This is a genomic window from Oceanobacillus oncorhynchi (assembly GCF_000821065.1).
Classification (GTDB): Bacteria; Bacillota; Bacilli; order Bacillales; family Amphibacillaceae; genus Oceanobacillus; species Oceanobacillus oncorhynchi.
The window spans coordinates 3,371,672-3,386,982 of record NZ_CDGG01000001.1; the positions used below are offsets into that span (position 1 = coordinate 3,371,672).

Annotated in this window: 16 protein-coding genes and 1 riboswitch; all 16 genes read left to right on the forward strand. The window is 40.4% G+C overall.

The features are described from left to right. The first annotated feature begins 65 nt into the window (after positions 1-65). The 16 genes from BN997_RS16120 to argJ all read left to right on the forward strand — a co-directional run bounded on the left by BN997_RS16120 (position 66) and on the right by argJ (position 15,306). Positions 66-815: an SDR family NAD(P)-dependent oxidoreductase gene (locus tag BN997_RS16120; protein WP_042533721.1), complete on the forward strand. Its 750-nt coding sequence runs from the start codon at positions 66-68 to the stop codon at positions 813-815. 170 nt (positions 816-985) lie between these two features. Further along, complete coding sequence (locus BN997_RS16125; RefSeq protein WP_042533722.1) at positions 986-1,360, forward strand: VOC family protein; 375 nt, start codon at positions 986-988, stop codon at positions 1,358-1,360. A 107-nt stretch (positions 1,361-1,467) separates the two neighbouring features. Then, a riboswitch (purine riboswitch) is annotated at positions 1,468-1,569 on the forward strand. A 114-nt stretch (positions 1,570-1,683) separates the two neighbouring features. Next, positions 1,684-2,271, forward strand: coding sequence for a xanthine phosphoribosyltransferase (locus BN997_RS16130; RefSeq protein WP_042533723.1), 588 nt, complete (start codon positions 1,684-1,686; stop codon positions 2,269-2,271). Continuing rightward, on the forward strand, positions 2,268-3,572 hold the full coding sequence (locus tag BN997_RS16135) for a nucleobase:cation symporter-2 family protein (protein WP_042533724.1): 1,305 nt from the start codon (positions 2,268-2,270) through the stop codon (positions 3,570-3,572). Before BN997_RS16130 ends, BN997_RS16135 begins: the two co-directional genes overlap by 4 nt. Positions 3,573-3,830: 258 nt before the next feature. After that, on the forward strand, positions 3,831-4,229 hold the full coding sequence (locus BN997_RS16140) for a hypothetical protein (protein ID WP_042533726.1): 399 nt from the start codon (positions 3,831-3,833) through the stop codon (positions 4,227-4,229). Next, the gene (locus BN997_RS16145; protein WP_042533727.1) at positions 4,229-4,789 is read left to right on the forward strand and encodes a maltose acetyltransferase domain-containing protein; all 561 of its coding nucleotides are present in this window, start codon (positions 4,229-4,231) and stop codon (positions 4,787-4,789) included. The genes BN997_RS16140 and BN997_RS16145 overlap by 1 nt, the downstream gene beginning before the upstream one ends. A gap of 53 nt (positions 4,790-4,842) precedes the next feature. Continuing rightward, the gene (locus tag BN997_RS16150) at positions 4,843-5,358 is read left to right on the forward strand and encodes a DNA-deoxyinosine glycosylase (protein WP_052485055.1); all 516 of its coding nucleotides are present in this window, start codon (positions 4,843-4,845) and stop codon (positions 5,356-5,358) included. 17 nt (positions 5,359-5,375) lie between these two features. Further along, entirely contained in the window at positions 5,376-6,449 is a 1,074-nt protein-coding gene (locus tag BN997_RS16155) for a sensor histidine kinase (RefSeq protein WP_042533728.1), read from the forward strand. A gap of 28 nt (positions 6,450-6,477) precedes the next feature. Then, positions 6,478-7,116, forward strand: coding sequence for a response regulator transcription factor (locus BN997_RS16160; RefSeq protein WP_042533730.1), 639 nt, complete (start codon positions 6,478-6,480; stop codon positions 7,114-7,116). Between the two features lie 113 nt (positions 7,117-7,229). Next, positions 7,230-8,045: a cytochrome c oxidase assembly protein gene (locus tag BN997_RS16165; RefSeq protein WP_042533731.1), complete on the forward strand. Its 816-nt coding sequence runs from the start codon at positions 7,230-7,232 to the stop codon at positions 8,043-8,045. A gap of 184 nt (positions 8,046-8,229) precedes the next feature. After that, the gene (locus tag BN997_RS16170) at positions 8,230-9,162 is read left to right on the forward strand and encodes an ABC transporter ATP-binding protein (protein WP_042533733.1); all 933 of its coding nucleotides are present in this window, start codon (positions 8,230-8,232) and stop codon (positions 9,160-9,162) included. A 12-nt stretch (positions 9,163-9,174) separates the two neighbouring features. Next, complete coding sequence (locus tag BN997_RS16175; RefSeq protein WP_042533735.1) at positions 9,175-10,431, forward strand: ABC transporter permease; 1,257 nt, start codon at positions 9,175-9,177, stop codon at positions 10,429-10,431. Then, positions 10,428-11,540 carry an ABC transporter permease gene (locus tag BN997_RS16180; protein WP_042533736.1) on the forward strand — a complete coding sequence of 371 codons (1,113 nt, stop codon included), beginning with the start codon at positions 10,428-10,430 and terminating at the stop codon, positions 11,538-11,540. Before BN997_RS16175 ends, BN997_RS16180 begins: the two co-directional genes overlap by 4 nt. A 178-nt stretch (positions 11,541-11,718) precedes the next feature. After that, positions 11,719-12,687, forward strand: coding sequence for an alpha/beta hydrolase (locus tag BN997_RS16185; RefSeq protein ID WP_042536207.1), 969 nt, complete (start codon positions 11,719-11,721; stop codon positions 12,685-12,687). A gap of 324 nt (positions 12,688-13,011) precedes the next feature. Continuing rightward, positions 13,012-14,049 carry an N-acetyl-gamma-glutamyl-phosphate reductase gene (gene argC / locus BN997_RS16190; protein WP_042533738.1) on the forward strand — a complete coding sequence of 346 codons (1,038 nt, stop codon included), beginning with the start codon at positions 13,012-13,014 and terminating at the stop codon, positions 14,047-14,049. A 36-nt stretch (positions 14,050-14,085) separates the two neighbouring features. Continuing rightward, entirely contained in the window at positions 14,086-15,306 is a 1,221-nt protein-coding gene (gene argJ, locus BN997_RS16195) for a bifunctional ornithine acetyltransferase/N-acetylglutamate synthase (protein WP_042533740.1), read from the forward strand. The last annotated feature ends 5 nt before the right edge of the window (positions 15,307-15,311 follow it).

The window sequence follows — 15,311 nt, forward strand, 5'->3', positions numbered from 1 at the left end:
TTTTCCGACTTGGAAACAATACGATTTAATGAATTGAACTGAAGTACAGAAAGGATGTATTGAAAATGACAAGTCGATTTGATGATAAGGTAGTGATTGTAACAGGCGCAGCAAGCGGGATTGGAGAAGCAACTGCGGTGAAATTTGCTGAACAGGGTGCCAAGGTAGTACTCTCTGATATGTCCGAGAAAGGGAGACAGCTGTCAGATGAACTCAATCATAAGGGACTGAAGACAACTTTTATCCAAACGGATGTGACTAATGAAGTGGATATTCAAAAATTAATACAGGAAACAGTTGCCGCATATGACCGTCTAGACATCGTTTTTGCAAATGCAGGAATCGGGAACAGCACAATCCTGCATGAATTGTCTTTAAAGGATTGGCAGAAGGTAATCGACGTTAATTTAACAGGCGTATTTCTAACGAATAAATATGCGATTAAGCAAATGTTAAAACAAGAAAAGGGCGGCGCCATTGTAAATAACGATTCAATCCATGGCTTTGTCGGCAAAGCAGGGGTCAGCGCCTATGCTGCTGCAAAAGGCGGGGTGAAGCTGCTGACTCAGACAGCTACAGCAGAATATGCAGCAAAAGGAATCCGAATCAATAATGTCAATCCTGGCTATATTGATACGCCATTACTCAAAGATGCGCCAGATGAAGCAAAGCAAGATTTAATAAGACTTCATCCTATTGGAAGACTTGGGAAACCAGAGGAAGTAGCGAATGCCGTTCTATTCTTGGCAAGTGAGGAAGCTTCTTTCATTACAGGGGCAAGCTTGCTGGTTGACGGCGGATATACAAGTGTATAATTTGAATAAAAGTCTCCTGATACAGGGAGATTTTTTTCATTGGGGGAGATTAGCAGCTTTTATCCAATAAGTAAAACAAATACAAATAGATTCAAAAATACGATTTTTACTTCTCGCCTCATCCTGCTATGCTTGATATAAGCTTTCAATCCAAAGGAGGAAGAGCAAACATGACATTTCAATTAGAAAAATTAGATCATATTCAGCTTTCTGCACCAAAGGGTTCGGAGGAAACAGCGAAAAAGTTCTACCGTGATATTTTAGGGTTTGCAGAAGAAGAAAAACCGGAGTCGCTAAAGGCAAATGGAGGGGTCTGGTTTAACAAGGGAGACATCGCGCTTCATATTGGAATCGAGGAACCATTTTCCCCTATGAAAAAAGCACATCCTGCTTTTAGTGTATCAGGAATCGACGCGTTGCAAACTTATTTAGAAAATGCCGGCTTTCCGACAAAAAGAGACAGTAAACTTCCGAATGCGCGAAGATTCTATATCAAGGACCCGTTTGGAAACAGGCTGGAATTTTTGGAATGGGAGAATAAATAAGAAAGGCATTTTTTAATCGGAATTATTAGAAAGATTTTAATTTTTCCCTTATGCTTGTTTTTGTGATTGTACGTGCTATACTATAGGCATTCTTTATTTTTTAACTCAACCCAAAAATGAATATTTTTCATATAATCGTGGGGATACGGCCTGCAAGTTTCTACCGGTTTACCGTAAATAAACTGACTATGGAAAAGTATTAAAAAGCTTGTATTATGTCTGAAAACAATGCACGCTTGCTTGATTATTCGACAAAAAGCTCGAAAATCTACTTTTTCCATGGTAGATTTTCGGGCTTTTTAATACTTTAGGAGGAATCATTCATGGATTTACTAAAAGAAAAAATTGTAACAGAAGGAAAAGTATTATCAGATAGCGTGTTAAAAGTAGATGCTTTTTTAAATCATCAAGTTGATCCTGTATTAATGCAGGAAATCGGGAAGGAATTCGCGAATCGATTCCGTGACAAAAAGATAACCAAAATTCTTACGTTGGAATCTTCAGGCATTGCTCCTGCGACGATGGCAGGGCTGGAGCTTGGTGTTCCGGTTATATTTGCAAGGAAACGTCAATCGTTGACGTTAACAGATAATCTCTTAACTGCTGAGGTTTATTCATTTACAAAACAGACGACAAGCAAGGTTTCTGTTTCCCATGATTTTATTAAAGAGGGCGACAACCTGCTGGTTATTGATGATTTCCTGGCTAATGGCCAGGCAGCACTTGGGTTAATAGATATTGCAGAGCAGGCAAAGGCGGATGTTGCCGGTATCGGCATCGTCATTGAAAAAGGCTTTCAAGAAGGTGGACAGGCACTTCGTGATAAAGGAATTAAAGTAGAATCGTTGGCTATTATTGACTCCTTAGAAAATAATCAGGTGGCTTTTAAAGAGGAGGCTCTCAGGCAATGAAAATGGCAGCATTAGGTTTCCAGCACCTATTAGCAATGTATGCAGGAGCAATTTTAGTTCCGCTGATTGTCGGGGATGCTCTCGGACTGAGTACAGAGCAATTAACGTACTTGGTAGCAATTGATATTTTAATGTGCGGCGTGGCGACACTGCTGCAAGTATTAAACAGCAAATTTATCGGTATCGGACTTCCGGTTGTCTTAGGGTGTACCTTTACCGCAGTTGCTCCTATGATTGCTATCGGCGGACAGTATGGCATCACGGCGATATACGGTGCGATTATTGTATCCGGGTTATTTGTCGTCGTCGTGAGCGGATTTTTTGGAAAGCTGGTTCGCTTTTTTCCGCCAGTCGTTACCGGTTCCGTTGTAACGATTATCGGAATTACCTTGATTCCTGTAGCCATTAATAATCTGGGCGGCGGAGAAGGAGCAGGCGATTTCGGATCAACTGCGCATATCGCGCTTGGATTTGGAACATTATTATTTATTATTTTAATGTACCGGTTTACAACAGGATTTTTAAAATCCATTTCCATCCTGATTGGTTTAGGTGCAGGAACGATTGCAGCTGCATTTATGGGAAGAGTTGATTTTTCAGCTGTTGCAGAGGCTTCTTATTTCCATATGGTTCATCCATTTTACTTTGGGACACCGACCTTTGAATGGTCGGCAATTATTACAATGATTTTAGTTGCGATGGTGTCACTGGTCGAATCAACAGGTGTTTATTTTGCATTAGGTGATATTACGGATAAAAAATTAAATGAAAAAGATTTATCCAGAGGGTATCGTGCAGAGGGATTAGCGATTTTCCTTGGAGGAATCTTTAACGCATTTCAGTACACAGCCTTTTCTCAAAACGTCGGTTTGATGCAGATGACAGGTGTGAAAAAAAGACGTGTCATTGTGATTACCGGGGTGATGCTGATTGTATTGGGATTTGTCCCTAAGATTGCTGCCGTGACAACGATTATTCCGACCTCTGTACTGGGCGGAGCGATGTTAGCGATGTTTGGAATGGTTGTTGCACAAGGCATAAAAATGCTTGGTGCTGTAATATCCGAGTCGCCGGAGAATTCCATGATTATTGCTTGTTCAATTGGAATGGGTCTCGGTGTGACAGTCGTGCCGGAATTATTTGATGTACTTCCAAACTCATTGCAAATTTTAACCAGCAACGGCATTGTTGCAGGAAGTGTTACTGCGATTGTATTAAATATAATTTTCAATATGACACCGCGGCGTAAAAAAGAAAAGCAGGTTACTGGAACAAGAGAGCTTGCTGAAGAAGTATCTTAAATAAGCATTAAAACTGTCACTTCGGTGGCAGTTTTTTAATTGTTGTTTCAAAGATTACTGGAATTCAAGACCGGGTTACGCTAAAATCGAAGTATATATTTTCATGTATTTTAAGAATGTATAGAGAATTTAAGGAATAACGTATGTTGGACATGATATGAAGCGTATAAGGGATTCTAAGAAAGTAAAAATATGATTTCAACGCTCCTTTAATGAATGTCAAGTTTTCCTTGAAAAATGGAAGGAGGAGTCATCGGGATGACTGATTTATCAAACGGCACGCTCCTTATCTACGGTCTGGTTATATCAGCTGCATTGATGATTGGTATTATCCAATGGGTGAGAAGACGATTTGAAGTGTTGGCCGTTCTAGCTATTATTTTATCTCTGTTATTACCGCTTGCAGGCTTTCTATATAGCATTAATCGTCCAGAGGGTATGAATGAAATAGCATATATATGGCAGCAGGCCAGAGGAAGAAGCGGTATAGGAGTCTTTCTCTTATTAGGGCATCTGTATATCCTTTTTTGGGTCTTATTTGGTGCAGAATTTAAGCGGCTATATGAGTTTCTGTTCCCCAAAGTAAAAAGAATGATTCAATGGGTTAAAAACCGTGTTCGGAAACAGGACAAAAACAAAATGAAAGAGGAGATGTAATGACAACAGAAAGAGAGAAGATGCAGGCAGGGGAAATATATAATCCGGGAGATAGTGAATTAGTAAAGGACCGGCTGCATGTCAGAAAGATGATGCGTTATTATAACGGGCTGACAGAGGATGATACGGTAAGACGGACAAGCTGTCTGAAAGAAATATTTGGCTCAACAGAGGGATCTCTGTTTATTGAACCTGATTTTCATTGTGATTATGGTTATAACATTCATGTTGGGGAAAATTTTTATGCAAACTTTAACTGTGTTATGTTAGATGTATGCCCGATACGAATTGGTGACAATTGCATGCTGGCCCCAGGTGTACATATTTATACAGCAACGCATCCAATCAATCCCGTAGAGCGTAACTCCGGAAAAGAATTTGGTAAGGCAGTAACCATAGGTGATAATGTATGGATTGGCGGCGGGGCAATCATTAATCCTGGTGTAACGATTGGAGATAATGCAGTGATTGCTTCAGGCTCTGTCGTAACAAAGGATGTTCCTGCAAACGTTGTTTACGGAGGAAATCCGGCTAAGTTTATTAAAAGTGTAGAATTGTAAAGATGTATTTGTTAAACAATCTTTTTAAAACAGGGTTCAGGGGGAGGGCTATCATGGATAAGCTTCAATCATTTGCGCCGGTTATCGGGAATCAGCCTAGAGTGCTGATTGTCGGTTCCATGCCAAGTAAAAAGTCATTAAAAGAACAAGAATATTATGGAAATCCCAGAAATCATTTCTGGCCGATTATGTATCATATTTTAAATGAAAGAGCCGCAGATACGTATTCTGAAAAATTACATTTAATGAAAAAGCATCACTTGGCGTTATGGGATACTGTCGGCTATTGCTATCGGCAAGGAAGTCTGGATATGCATATTGAAGAAGAAGAGCCGAATGATATTGCAGGACTTTTAAAGGCATATCCTTCTATTCAGCTGATCGCTTGTAATGGAACAAAAGCATATCAAATGTTCCATAAGTTTATTGCTCCGGCGCTCCAGCAGGAAGTCGATGTGATAAAGCTTCCTTCTACAAGCCCTGTTCCCGGAAAATATAATAAAACATTTGAAGAGAAGATAGAAGTCTGGCGTGTAGTTACTACCTATTTAGAGGATATAAGGTCGTAAATCCAGAGGGGGACAGGATGAAACAATTTTGGCTGCAATTTCTGTTTTTTTCAATATTATGGGTTGGATTACTCTTATTTAACAGTACATTTATCCCTTATCATTTCTTTTTATTTGCACTGAGTCTGGCTTTTTTCTTTCTCTTATCGTTTCGAACGAAGAATCTGTATCTTTTCTTAGGCAATACCATCATTATTCTATGCGCCGGTTTCTTTTTCTCGGAAAATGTTTTATTTTCTATCAGTTTAATATGGTTTTTGCTGGTATTAGCTGCCAGGCAGGTAGAAACACAGGCATATTATACGCTGTCAGCTGCAGCAATAGCAGCGTGTATGTTCTTTTCTTTTTTTTCATCGATTTCCCTTGAATTATTTCTTGGAAGCATTTTTATTTTGGGAATAAGCATTCTCCTGCATCAGCAATGGAGTCATAACCAGTATTATAAGCGTTTATACGAGGAGTTGAATGATTCCTACAGGCAGCTGAAACGGCAGCATGTGGATGCGGAGAAAAATGCAAAAACAGAGGAAAGAGCACGTATCGCCAGAGATATGCATGATTCTGTCGGACATCATTTGACTGCATTAATGATGCAGATAGAGATGCTGTCGATTCAATATCCAGAGCTGGAAGTTGGACAGATGAAGGAATTGGCAAACAGAAGCCTGCAGGAAACCAGGGATGCTGTCAAAGCTTTAAAAGTGGAGGAATCGGAAGGTATCGCAACGGTCGTCCAGCTGATCCGGAAGTTAGAAAGTGAAAGTCATTTGAATGTGCATTTCACGATGAAGAACGGGGTTTTATCCGTGCCGATTTCTAATGCTAAAAGTGTTGTTCTTTATCGGGTGATTCAGGAAGGGATTACCAATGCCATGCGTCATGCCAACAGCCGTGAGGTTTTTGTAACTTTAAGTAAATCTGCAGATCAGGCAATCCATTTTGAAATCAGTAATAAAATACATCAAGTAAAAGCATATGAACCAGGATTTGGACTGACAAATATGCAAAGTCGTGTGGAGGAATTCGATGGGAAATTAGAGATTCTTCAGTTACCTGATAAGTTTGTTTTATCAGGAAGGATTCCCAGCTGATATTGATGACGGAAGGAGATGATAATGTATGTTCCACGTGATGCTTGTGGAGGATCAGGAAATCGTACGTCAAGGGCTGCGTATGATCTTGGAGCAGGATGAGCAAATTCGGATAAGCTGTGAAGCAAGTAATGGCATCGAGGCGATGGAAAAGATGAGCGCGCATCGTGTTGACATTGTTTTTATGGACATCCGGATGCCGGATATGAACGGTATTGAGGCGACTAGAAAAATCAAAGAGCGGTGGCCGGATGTGCCTATTCTCATTCTGACGACCTTTAATGACGATGAATATGCACTGAAAGCACTGAATGAAGGAGCAAGCGGTTTTTTGTTGAAAACCTCTGACGGCAAAAAGCTTATTGAAGCAGTTTACAGCGTGATGAAAGGCGGCTTGGTGCTGCATGATGAGGTGACCGCGAAAGTAATGCCGAGATTGTTAAAGCAATCTAAAAAAACAAGCGCTGCAGCAAATATTGAGCTAACAGAAAGGGAAAGAGCAATTATTCAGAAGGTTGGACAGGGAAAAACGAATAAAGAAATCGCTGCTGAATTGTATCTTTCTATAGGAACGATAAAAAATCATATTTCTGTTATTCTGCAAAAGACTGATTTACGTGACCGGACGCAGCTTGCCATTTATGCGCTTACTCATGATATTTCGTAAATGAGGAAGTTTCAAGAACGAATGTCAAGAAATTGTACGAATTCCCTGCTGAAGTCCGCCGTTACATAATTTAAAATAGAAGTAACCTTAAATAAAAGTTTGGTGAAGAAGAGATGATTGCAATATTTTTAGATGAATTTCATTTTTCAACCCTGTGGAATGGCGGAATCTTTTTGTTTTGTGCATTTATGATTGTTTGTTATTTTTTTATGATTCCTTCCAAGGGAAAGAGCGGTATGCTTTATATTATCTCTTTTCTCTTCGGCATGGTTGTCTTATTTCTGTCTGTGGGAAGTCCATTAAATATTATTGGCAGGCTGACCCTGCAGGCACATATGTATCAAATTGTCGGTTTACTTTTTGTTGCGGCTCCCTTGCTTGTTATTGGATGGAGGCCAAAATCGTGGATCAGTGAAAAAATCAGCTGGATACAAAGCGCACTTGCTTATTTCCGGAAGCCTGCAGTAGCTATTACCCTGCTGACGGTCTTTTTTTACGGTTATCATCTGCCATTTATGTTTGATATTGCCCGTATAGAGCTGTACTGGAATCATTTCTTTATGATGTGTCTGTTTTTGGCTGCATTGAATTTCTGGGCTGCATTTTTCTATTATTGGCTGAATAATCGTGTCAGATGGTATGTAACGGCCGTTCAAATATCTGCATTCTTACCCTATTGCTTTTATGGTCTTTTAGCAGGTTCAGGCATTTATCAAACCTACAAGGATCCGGCTGTTTTTCTAGAGTCCTTACGCGTATGTATTCCGGTCGATTTGCAAATGCCGGATGAATTCTATATTGGTTTTCTGCCTTTTGACCCGGTTTATGAGCAGCAGATGGGAATTTTGATTTTTCTGTTCAGCATCGCACTCGTATTCGTTATTACGCTGGTTTGGTCTCAAAGGCAATTTAAAAATGAAAAAGGATGAATTACTTAATGACAGCAGAGCTGAAAATCAGTTCTGCTGTTTTTGTGTTAAGCAAGGAAAGAAGAAGTGTTGGATGAAAAAATGACTGGAGTCACTTTTTTTCCATCCGATTAGTGACGGAGGAAAGTGTTGCTTTGCTCGGGAAGACGATAAAATATAAGTAGATTTGACAGGAGGGGCTAACATGCTGGAATTAGTTGATATTTCAAAGCATTTTAAAAAAATAGAAGCAGTAAAGGCATTAAATATGTTTATTGAACAGGGAGAAATCGTCGGTCTGCTCGGTCCGAACGGAGCTGGTAAATCAACGGCTATTTCTATCCTTTCTACATTGATTGAGCCGACACAGGGAGACGTCCGGTTTTTGAAAAAGTCTGTCATTAAAAAGCCATCTCCATTACGGAAAGCCATTGGGGTTGTACCGCAGGAAATCGCACTTTATCCGCAGTTATCGGCGGAAGAAAACCTGCTTTTCTTTGGAAGAATTTATCGTTTGAAGGGCTCAACTTTAAAACAGCGGGTGAATGAGATTTTAGAGCAAATTGGTTTAACAGAGAAGCGAAAAGCGCTGGTAGAGTCTTTTTCCGGAGGGATGAAAAGACGGTTGAATATTGGGGTAGCTATGCTCCACAGCCCTCAAATTTTAATTATGGATGAACCGACTGTCGGCATCGACCCGCAATCCAGAAGCTATATTTTGGAGACTGTCAAACGTTTGAACAAAGAAAATCAAATGACGGTCGTCTATACAAGTCATTACATGGAAGAAGTAGATTATCTGTGTGACCGTATTTATATTATGGATCAGGGGAATTTAATTGCTTCTGGGACGAAGGAGGAAATCAAGCAGATTCTTTCTTCCGAAAATACGATTTCAATCCAGGCTGACCATTGGAGTGAAGCATTTATTGCCCGTTTGAAGGACCATGAATCGGTGACAAATGTGCATGTGGAAGAAAAAGAGATTACATTAATTACGCCAAAGGAAGTCAATTTGTTTTCTGAAATTATTTCGATGACGGATAAATATGATATTTCTTTACGCTCGCTGCATGTGAAGTCCCCAACGCTGGAGGATGTATTCCTGCACTTAACCGGAAGAGCATTACGTGATTAGAGGAGGATTGCTATGATATTTCAACTAGTTAAAAAACAATTGCTCCTGCTATGGCGTAATCCTGTCCAGATTTTTTTACTTCTGGGGTTGCCGATTATCCTTATTCTTATTTTAAGCTTTGCATTGGCAGGGTTTATGGAAAGCGGCAGTCCAAAGCTTGAATTAAAAGTAGCCTGGCTGGAGCATGAAGATGAAGCGGATCAGGTCGAGCGATTTATCAATGAAATGGAAGCAATTGGTGCGCCGGCAGAGGCGTTTGGTGACAGCGAAGACCTGCATATGATTACGATGCTCCGGGAGGATATTTTTCAAGGGGAAGATTTGCAGGAAATGATTGAATTAGAGGTTATACAGGAAGACGAAAAAGCAGATGTGCTGGCGGATGATTCCTTTTCCGGTTTAATCGAAGTACCAGAAAATTTCACCTATGATATGCTGCAGGCTATCTCCGGGCAGGACACTGCCAAACCAGATTTAACGCTGCATGTCAATCAGGAGGATGGAATCTATTCATCTGTCTTATCACAAATTTTGGAGCAATTTGATGAGAATCTGACTACGCAGGCCTTTCTGCAGCAAAATGATTTGGATGTAGATATGAATGAAATGCAGGCTGCCTCAAACGTTGGCGAGCAGACACAGATTGAACAGCTGGATCCGATTTCCTCTCGTGATTATTATACGGTTGCCATGGCAGTTTTTACCGGGTTATATGTTGCTTCTACCATTGGTTTCTTTGCAACCAGGGAAAGGCAGGATCAGGTGTTTGACCGTATTATTGTCGGTGATATGCCGAGATGGATGTACTTCTTCAGTATCCTAATTTCTGGTATGATCATTGCCTTTATTCAGCTATTAATTATTTTTGGTTTTTCTTATGTTGTTTTCCAAGTCACATTTCAGGATGTGCTGGCATTTTTGTTAACTACCTTTTCCTATGCTGTTGCAGTAGGTGGAATCACCGTACTATTAACGGCTATCAGCTATCGTTTTAAATCAGATGCGATTGTTGGCTTTTTCTCAGGGGTTGTTACTTCTATTTTGGCATTTATCGGAGGGAGCTTTTTCCCGATTGGAGAATTATCGGAAATGATTCAGCGTATCGGTAATATGACACCGAACGGCTCTGGATTAAGTGCTTATATTCAGTTACTCCGGGGAAGCGGCATAGAGGAAATTTCGAATTATCTTATTTACATGATTGGTTTTGGTGCTCTGATGATTATAGTTGCTGCGATAAGCTTTCCAAAAAGGGGGTCCACACGATGAAAGGCATATTATTAGCACGGATAAGGGAGTTTATTCGTAATCCATTTACTTTTCTCCTTTTTACAGGAATGTCGATTGTCTTTGCCTGGGTTATTTCTTCTTTAAATGTAGGGGAAGGAGGCGGTGGAATTCCAGTTCCTGTCTATGTGGAAGATGGAGCAAGTGATTACCAGCAATCTCTGGAGGAGCAGGAAGCCTTTCGTTTTTATGAAGTTGATAAAGAAGCATTGCAAGAAGAGTTAAGGGAAGGGGATGCAGATACGGGCGTTATCTTATCTGTGGATCGTTTTGATATTTTAGTAGGAGTAGAATCTCCGAATGCAGGTCTGATCCAACAGACGGTCCAGGAAGTATATACAACAGATATGCGAGAGGCATTAATCCGGGAGGCAGCAGACGCAGAAGGAATGGAAGCCGATCAAGTCGTTTCATCCTACCAGGAAGCTGCCTCGGAAGGTACATTTGATTTGTCGGTACACAGCTTTTCAGGAGAGGAATCCTGGCAATATGATGATAATGTACATCGTGTGGGCGGCTTTGCATTATTTTTCGCTATTTATACCATCGCGTATGGGGTAGTCAAAATCCTGACAGAAAAAAGAATGGGTGTCTGGGACCGGATGATTTTATCGCCAATTAAGAAATCAGAAATGTATATTGCGAACCTGTTTTACAGTTTTATAGAAGGCTATCTGCAAATTATAATTATTTTTAGTTTCTTCTATTTCTGGCGGGGAATTACCTTTAATGATCGAATGATTGAAATTTTACTGATGCTGATTCCATATGCTTTAGCTATTGTTGCTATGTCTATTTTGATTACAGCACTTGTTAAAAATGTGGAGCAGTTTAATGCAGCGATCAGTATTATTACAGTAAGTTTAGCCATGATTGGCGGCGCATTTTGGCCGTTAGAAATTGTCAGCAATCCTGTCCTGCTGTTTTTAGCAAATTTGAATCCAATCAAATATGGTTTAGATATTATTCAGGGAGCAGCAGTGTACGGTTATTCCTTTACAGAGCTCCTGCTGCCGATCAGTATTTTAACATTGATGACTGTCTTATTTACCGGACTAGGCATTCATTTAATGGAAAGACGACATATTTAATCAAAAAGCATGTGTAAAACGTATAAGGCTTTGTGCGCTAACAAAGCCTTATACGTTTATTTGTGTATGTACGATTAAACAAATTTCCTGGCATTCTCCCATAACTTGGATTATATACTTCAGGGAATTTCTAGTATAATAGGTAGTTAGAATGTTAGATAGAAAAGAGGGTCAGGGTGTGAAGAAAAAGAAGAAATGGATTTGGATTATTTCAGGAGTTGTGCTGATACTCCTTATTATAAATTTTGCTGCTGCGATTTTCTTTTATAACCTCGCCATTGAAAGGAATGTAAAAGATTTTTTAAACGATAATGATGACCTGGAAGTGGAAGCAGAGACACTGGATATTTTATTAGAAGGTGATTGGCGGGACTGGTCGGATGAACAGCCGTTTGAAACTTGGCATCAGACTTCCTATGATAATCTTGATTTACAAGGATATTATCTGGAAGCAGAACAGCCTACGAATAAAGTAGTTATTTTTGCTCATGGTTATTTAGGGCGCGGAAAAGATATGGCTTTATACGGACAGCATTATTATGAGGATTTAGGATATAACATTTTTACAGCGGATATGCGCGGACATGGAGAGAGTGAAGGAGATTATATCGGCTTTGGCTGGCACGACCGTTTAGATTTGCTTGATTGGATTGATAAAGTAATGGAACGTGTCGGTGATGATGCTGAAATTGTATTACATGGCGTTTCCATGGGAGGCTCCTCTGTTTTGATGGCAAGCGGGGAGGAACTGCCGCCGAATGTGAAAGCCGTTGTAGCGGATGCTTCTTATACAGATGTCAATGAATTATTCTCTTACCAAATTGACCGGATGTTCCATTTGCCTTCCTTTCCGTTTATCCCATCTACCAGTCTCGTAACACAGCTGCGCGCCGGTTACGGGCTGAAGGAAGCCTCTGCTTTAGATCAAGTTGCAAAAGCGGAAGTTCCGATATTATATATTCATGGAAAAGAAGATGTCTTTGTGCCGACTGAGATGACAGAGGAGCTCTATGAAAATACCAAAAGTGAAAAGGAGCTTCTGCTTGTGGATGAGGCGAGCCACGGGGAGTCCTTTGTGAAAGATGAGGAATTATATAAGGAAACATTGGATGGCTTTCTGGAACGGTTTGTGCGGGAAGCTGAATGAAGATGCAGGAGGACTGCATAAATTTTTTTCTGTTAGAAACAAGAGAAAATAACAGGAATCTGAGTTGAGATACTACGAAACTTGATTTAAGGATGCTTCAAAAACTCCGATATACAAAGGTTTGGATTCCATTTATTTAAGATGTGTGATAAGAAAAAGACATTGATCATAAAGCTTGATCAGTGTCTTTTTTATTCATATATTATACAAGTAAACAATTAATCTGAAGAAATTTCATTAATATTTATAAATTCCCTTGCATAAACATACATAAAAATTTATAATAATGAATAATTCATTTTTCAGACAAGGGAGAGAGCGTTTTTGAAGAAAGCAGCAATTATTGGCGGAACCGGGTATGGGGCGATTGAACTTATCCGGCTTCTCCAATCACATAAAGAAATCGAGATTACTAAAATTATATCACAATCACAGGCAGGAGAGGAGTTATCAGCTACTTATCCGCATTTAAACGGTATTATTACGAAAGAGATGGAAGCATTAAATACCGAGGAGCTAGAAAAAGAGATTGATATTTTATTTTTAGCAGCCCCAGCTGGTGTCGCTAAAAATATTATTCCTTCTTTCCAGGATACTTCCGTTCAATGTATCGATTTATCTGGCGACTTCCGGCTTACTTCAGAGGAATATAAGGAATGGTATGGAAAAGAGCCTGCTTCTGCAGATGTGCTGGAGAAAGCAGTATTTGGACTCAGTGATATTTTTACAGAGGAAATCAAATCAGCGTCGATTATTTCTAACCCGGGCTGTTTCCCGACTGCTGCTTTATCCGCATTAATCCCGCTTATTGATGGGAATAAAATTCAGACAGAGGGTATTCGCATCGATGCGAAAACAGGGATTTCCGGAGCTGGAAAAGGTTTAAGTGAAAAAGCCCATTTCTCTTCAGCAAATGAAAATGTTGTTCCTTATAAAATTGGTCAGCATCAGCATATCCCGGAGATTGAACGTTATGCATCCCAATTTGCAGATAATGATGTAAAGGTTTCTTTTACAACGCATTTGATTCCAATGACAAGAGGGCTGTTATGCACAATATATGCAGATTTGAAAAGTCAGGAAACCACCGCCTCCATTTTAGATTATCTACAGGAATACTATCAGGAGAAATCCTTTGTCCGTATTTTGCCAGAAGGTCATTTTCCGGCAACAAAAGGGGTAACGGGCAGTAATTACTGTGATATTGGAGCGTATGTAGACGAGCGGACAAACAGCATTGTGATAGCGTCGGCGATTGATAATTTAGTAAAAGGAGCGGCTGGCCAGGCAATTCATAATGCTAATCTGATGAACGGATGGGATGAGACAATGGGATTGGAGTTTATTCCAGTATTTCCATAATCTAAAAGAGAACAACTTTGAGGAGGAAAATCATAGGTGGAACATACATTATCGAAGTCATTTAAAATTTTAGAAAATGCACATATTGATCAGCCTAAAGGATTTACTGCAGGAGGCATACACGCAGGGCTGCGGAAATCTAAGCGTGATTTCGGCTGGCTTTATTCCGATGTACCAGCAAATGCCGCGGGAGTGTATACGCAGAATACATTTCAGGCAGCCCCACTGGATGTAACACAGCAGGCACTAAAGCATTCCGGCCAGCTGCAGGCAGTCGTTGTCAATTCTGCTAATGCCAATTCGTATACAGGTGAACAAGGCTATCAGGATGCGTTAGAAATGCAGCAGCTTACAGCCAAAAAAATAGGAATTGACTCTTCCTTAGTGGCTGTTGCCTCCACGGGAGTCATTGGTGAGATGCTTCCAATGGATGTTATTAAAGGAGCCATTGCCCGTATTGGGGAGAGTGAAGCAGCTGTTGATTTTGAACATGCCATTTTAACAACGGATACGAAAACGAAGCATATTGCTGTCGAGGTTGAAATAGATGGAAAAGTCATCACCATTGCCGGCGCTGCGAAAGGGTCGGGTATGATTCACCCGAATATGGCGACCATGCTTTCCTTTATTACAACCGATGCAAACGTAGAAACGGAAAGTCTCCAGCAGGGATTAAGACAAATAACCGATCAGTCCTTTAATCGTATTACAGTGGACGGGGACAGCAGTACGAATGATATGGTACTTATCTTAGCAAACGGAATGCAGAATAATGAAACACTTCATCCACAGCATCCGGAATGGCATCAATTTATGGAAGCGTGGCAATTCGTCAGCCGGGAGCTTGCAAAAATGATAGCTAAGGACGGAGAGGGAGCAACCAAGCTGGTTGAAGTAAGTTTAGAAGGAGCTAGATCGGAGCAGGAAGCGGCGCAGATGGCGAAAGCAGTGATTGGCTCCAGTCTGGTAAAAACAGCAATTTATGGTGAAGATGCCAACTGGGGAAGAATCATCAGTGCTCTAGGTGCAAGCGGCGTAGCATTTGATAAACAGGGGTTATCGCTTGCGATTGGATCAGAGCAGATTATTAAGGAAGGGCAGCTGCTTGCCTTCCATGAACCGAATTGTGTAGAGGAATTGGTTAAAGATACGGTTCACCTTTTTATCGGGTTAACAGACGGCGTGGAGAAAGCAACTGTCTGGGGCTGTGATTTAACCTATGATTACGTACAGATCAACGCATCCTATCGAACGTGAGGTGT

What these genes read in the sequence shown, in the direction of transcription:
- BN997_RS16120 (WP_042533721.1), top strand. Translation starts at nt 66, where the DNA reads ATGACAAGTCGATTTGATGATAAGGTAGTGATTGTAACAGGCGCAGCA.
- BN997_RS16125 (WP_042533722.1), top strand. Translation starts at nt 986, where the DNA reads ATGACATTTCAATTAGAAAAATTAGATCATATTCAGCTTTCTGCACCA.
- BN997_RS16130 (WP_042533723.1), top strand. Translation starts at nt 1,684, where the DNA reads ATGGATTTACTAAAAGAAAAAATTGTAACAGAAGGAAAAGTATTATCA.
- BN997_RS16135 (WP_042533724.1), top strand. Translation starts at nt 2,268, where the DNA reads ATGAAAATGGCAGCATTAGGTTTCCAGCACCTATTAGCAATGTATGCA.
- BN997_RS16140 (WP_042533726.1), top strand. Translation starts at nt 3,831, where the DNA reads ATGACTGATTTATCAAACGGCACGCTCCTTATCTACGGTCTGGTTATA.
- BN997_RS16145 (WP_042533727.1), top strand. Translation starts at nt 4,229, where the DNA reads ATGACAACAGAAAGAGAGAAGATGCAGGCAGGGGAAATATATAATCCG.
- BN997_RS16150 (WP_052485055.1), top strand. Translation starts at nt 4,843, where the DNA reads ATGGATAAGCTTCAATCATTTGCGCCGGTTATCGGGAATCAGCCTAGA.
- BN997_RS16155 (WP_042533728.1), top strand. Translation starts at nt 5,376, where the DNA reads ATGAAACAATTTTGGCTGCAATTTCTGTTTTTTTCAATATTATGGGTT.
- BN997_RS16160 (WP_042533730.1), top strand. Translation starts at nt 6,478, where the DNA reads ATGTTCCACGTGATGCTTGTGGAGGATCAGGAAATCGTACGTCAAGGG.
- BN997_RS16165 (WP_042533731.1), top strand. Translation starts at nt 7,230, where the DNA reads ATGATTGCAATATTTTTAGATGAATTTCATTTTTCAACCCTGTGGAAT.
- BN997_RS16170 (WP_042533733.1), top strand. Translation starts at nt 8,230, where the DNA reads ATGCTGGAATTAGTTGATATTTCAAAGCATTTTAAAAAAATAGAAGCA.
- BN997_RS16175 (WP_042533735.1), top strand. Translation starts at nt 9,175, where the DNA reads ATGATATTTCAACTAGTTAAAAAACAATTGCTCCTGCTATGGCGTAAT.
- BN997_RS16180 (WP_042533736.1), top strand. Translation starts at nt 10,428, where the DNA reads ATGAAAGGCATATTATTAGCACGGATAAGGGAGTTTATTCGTAATCCA.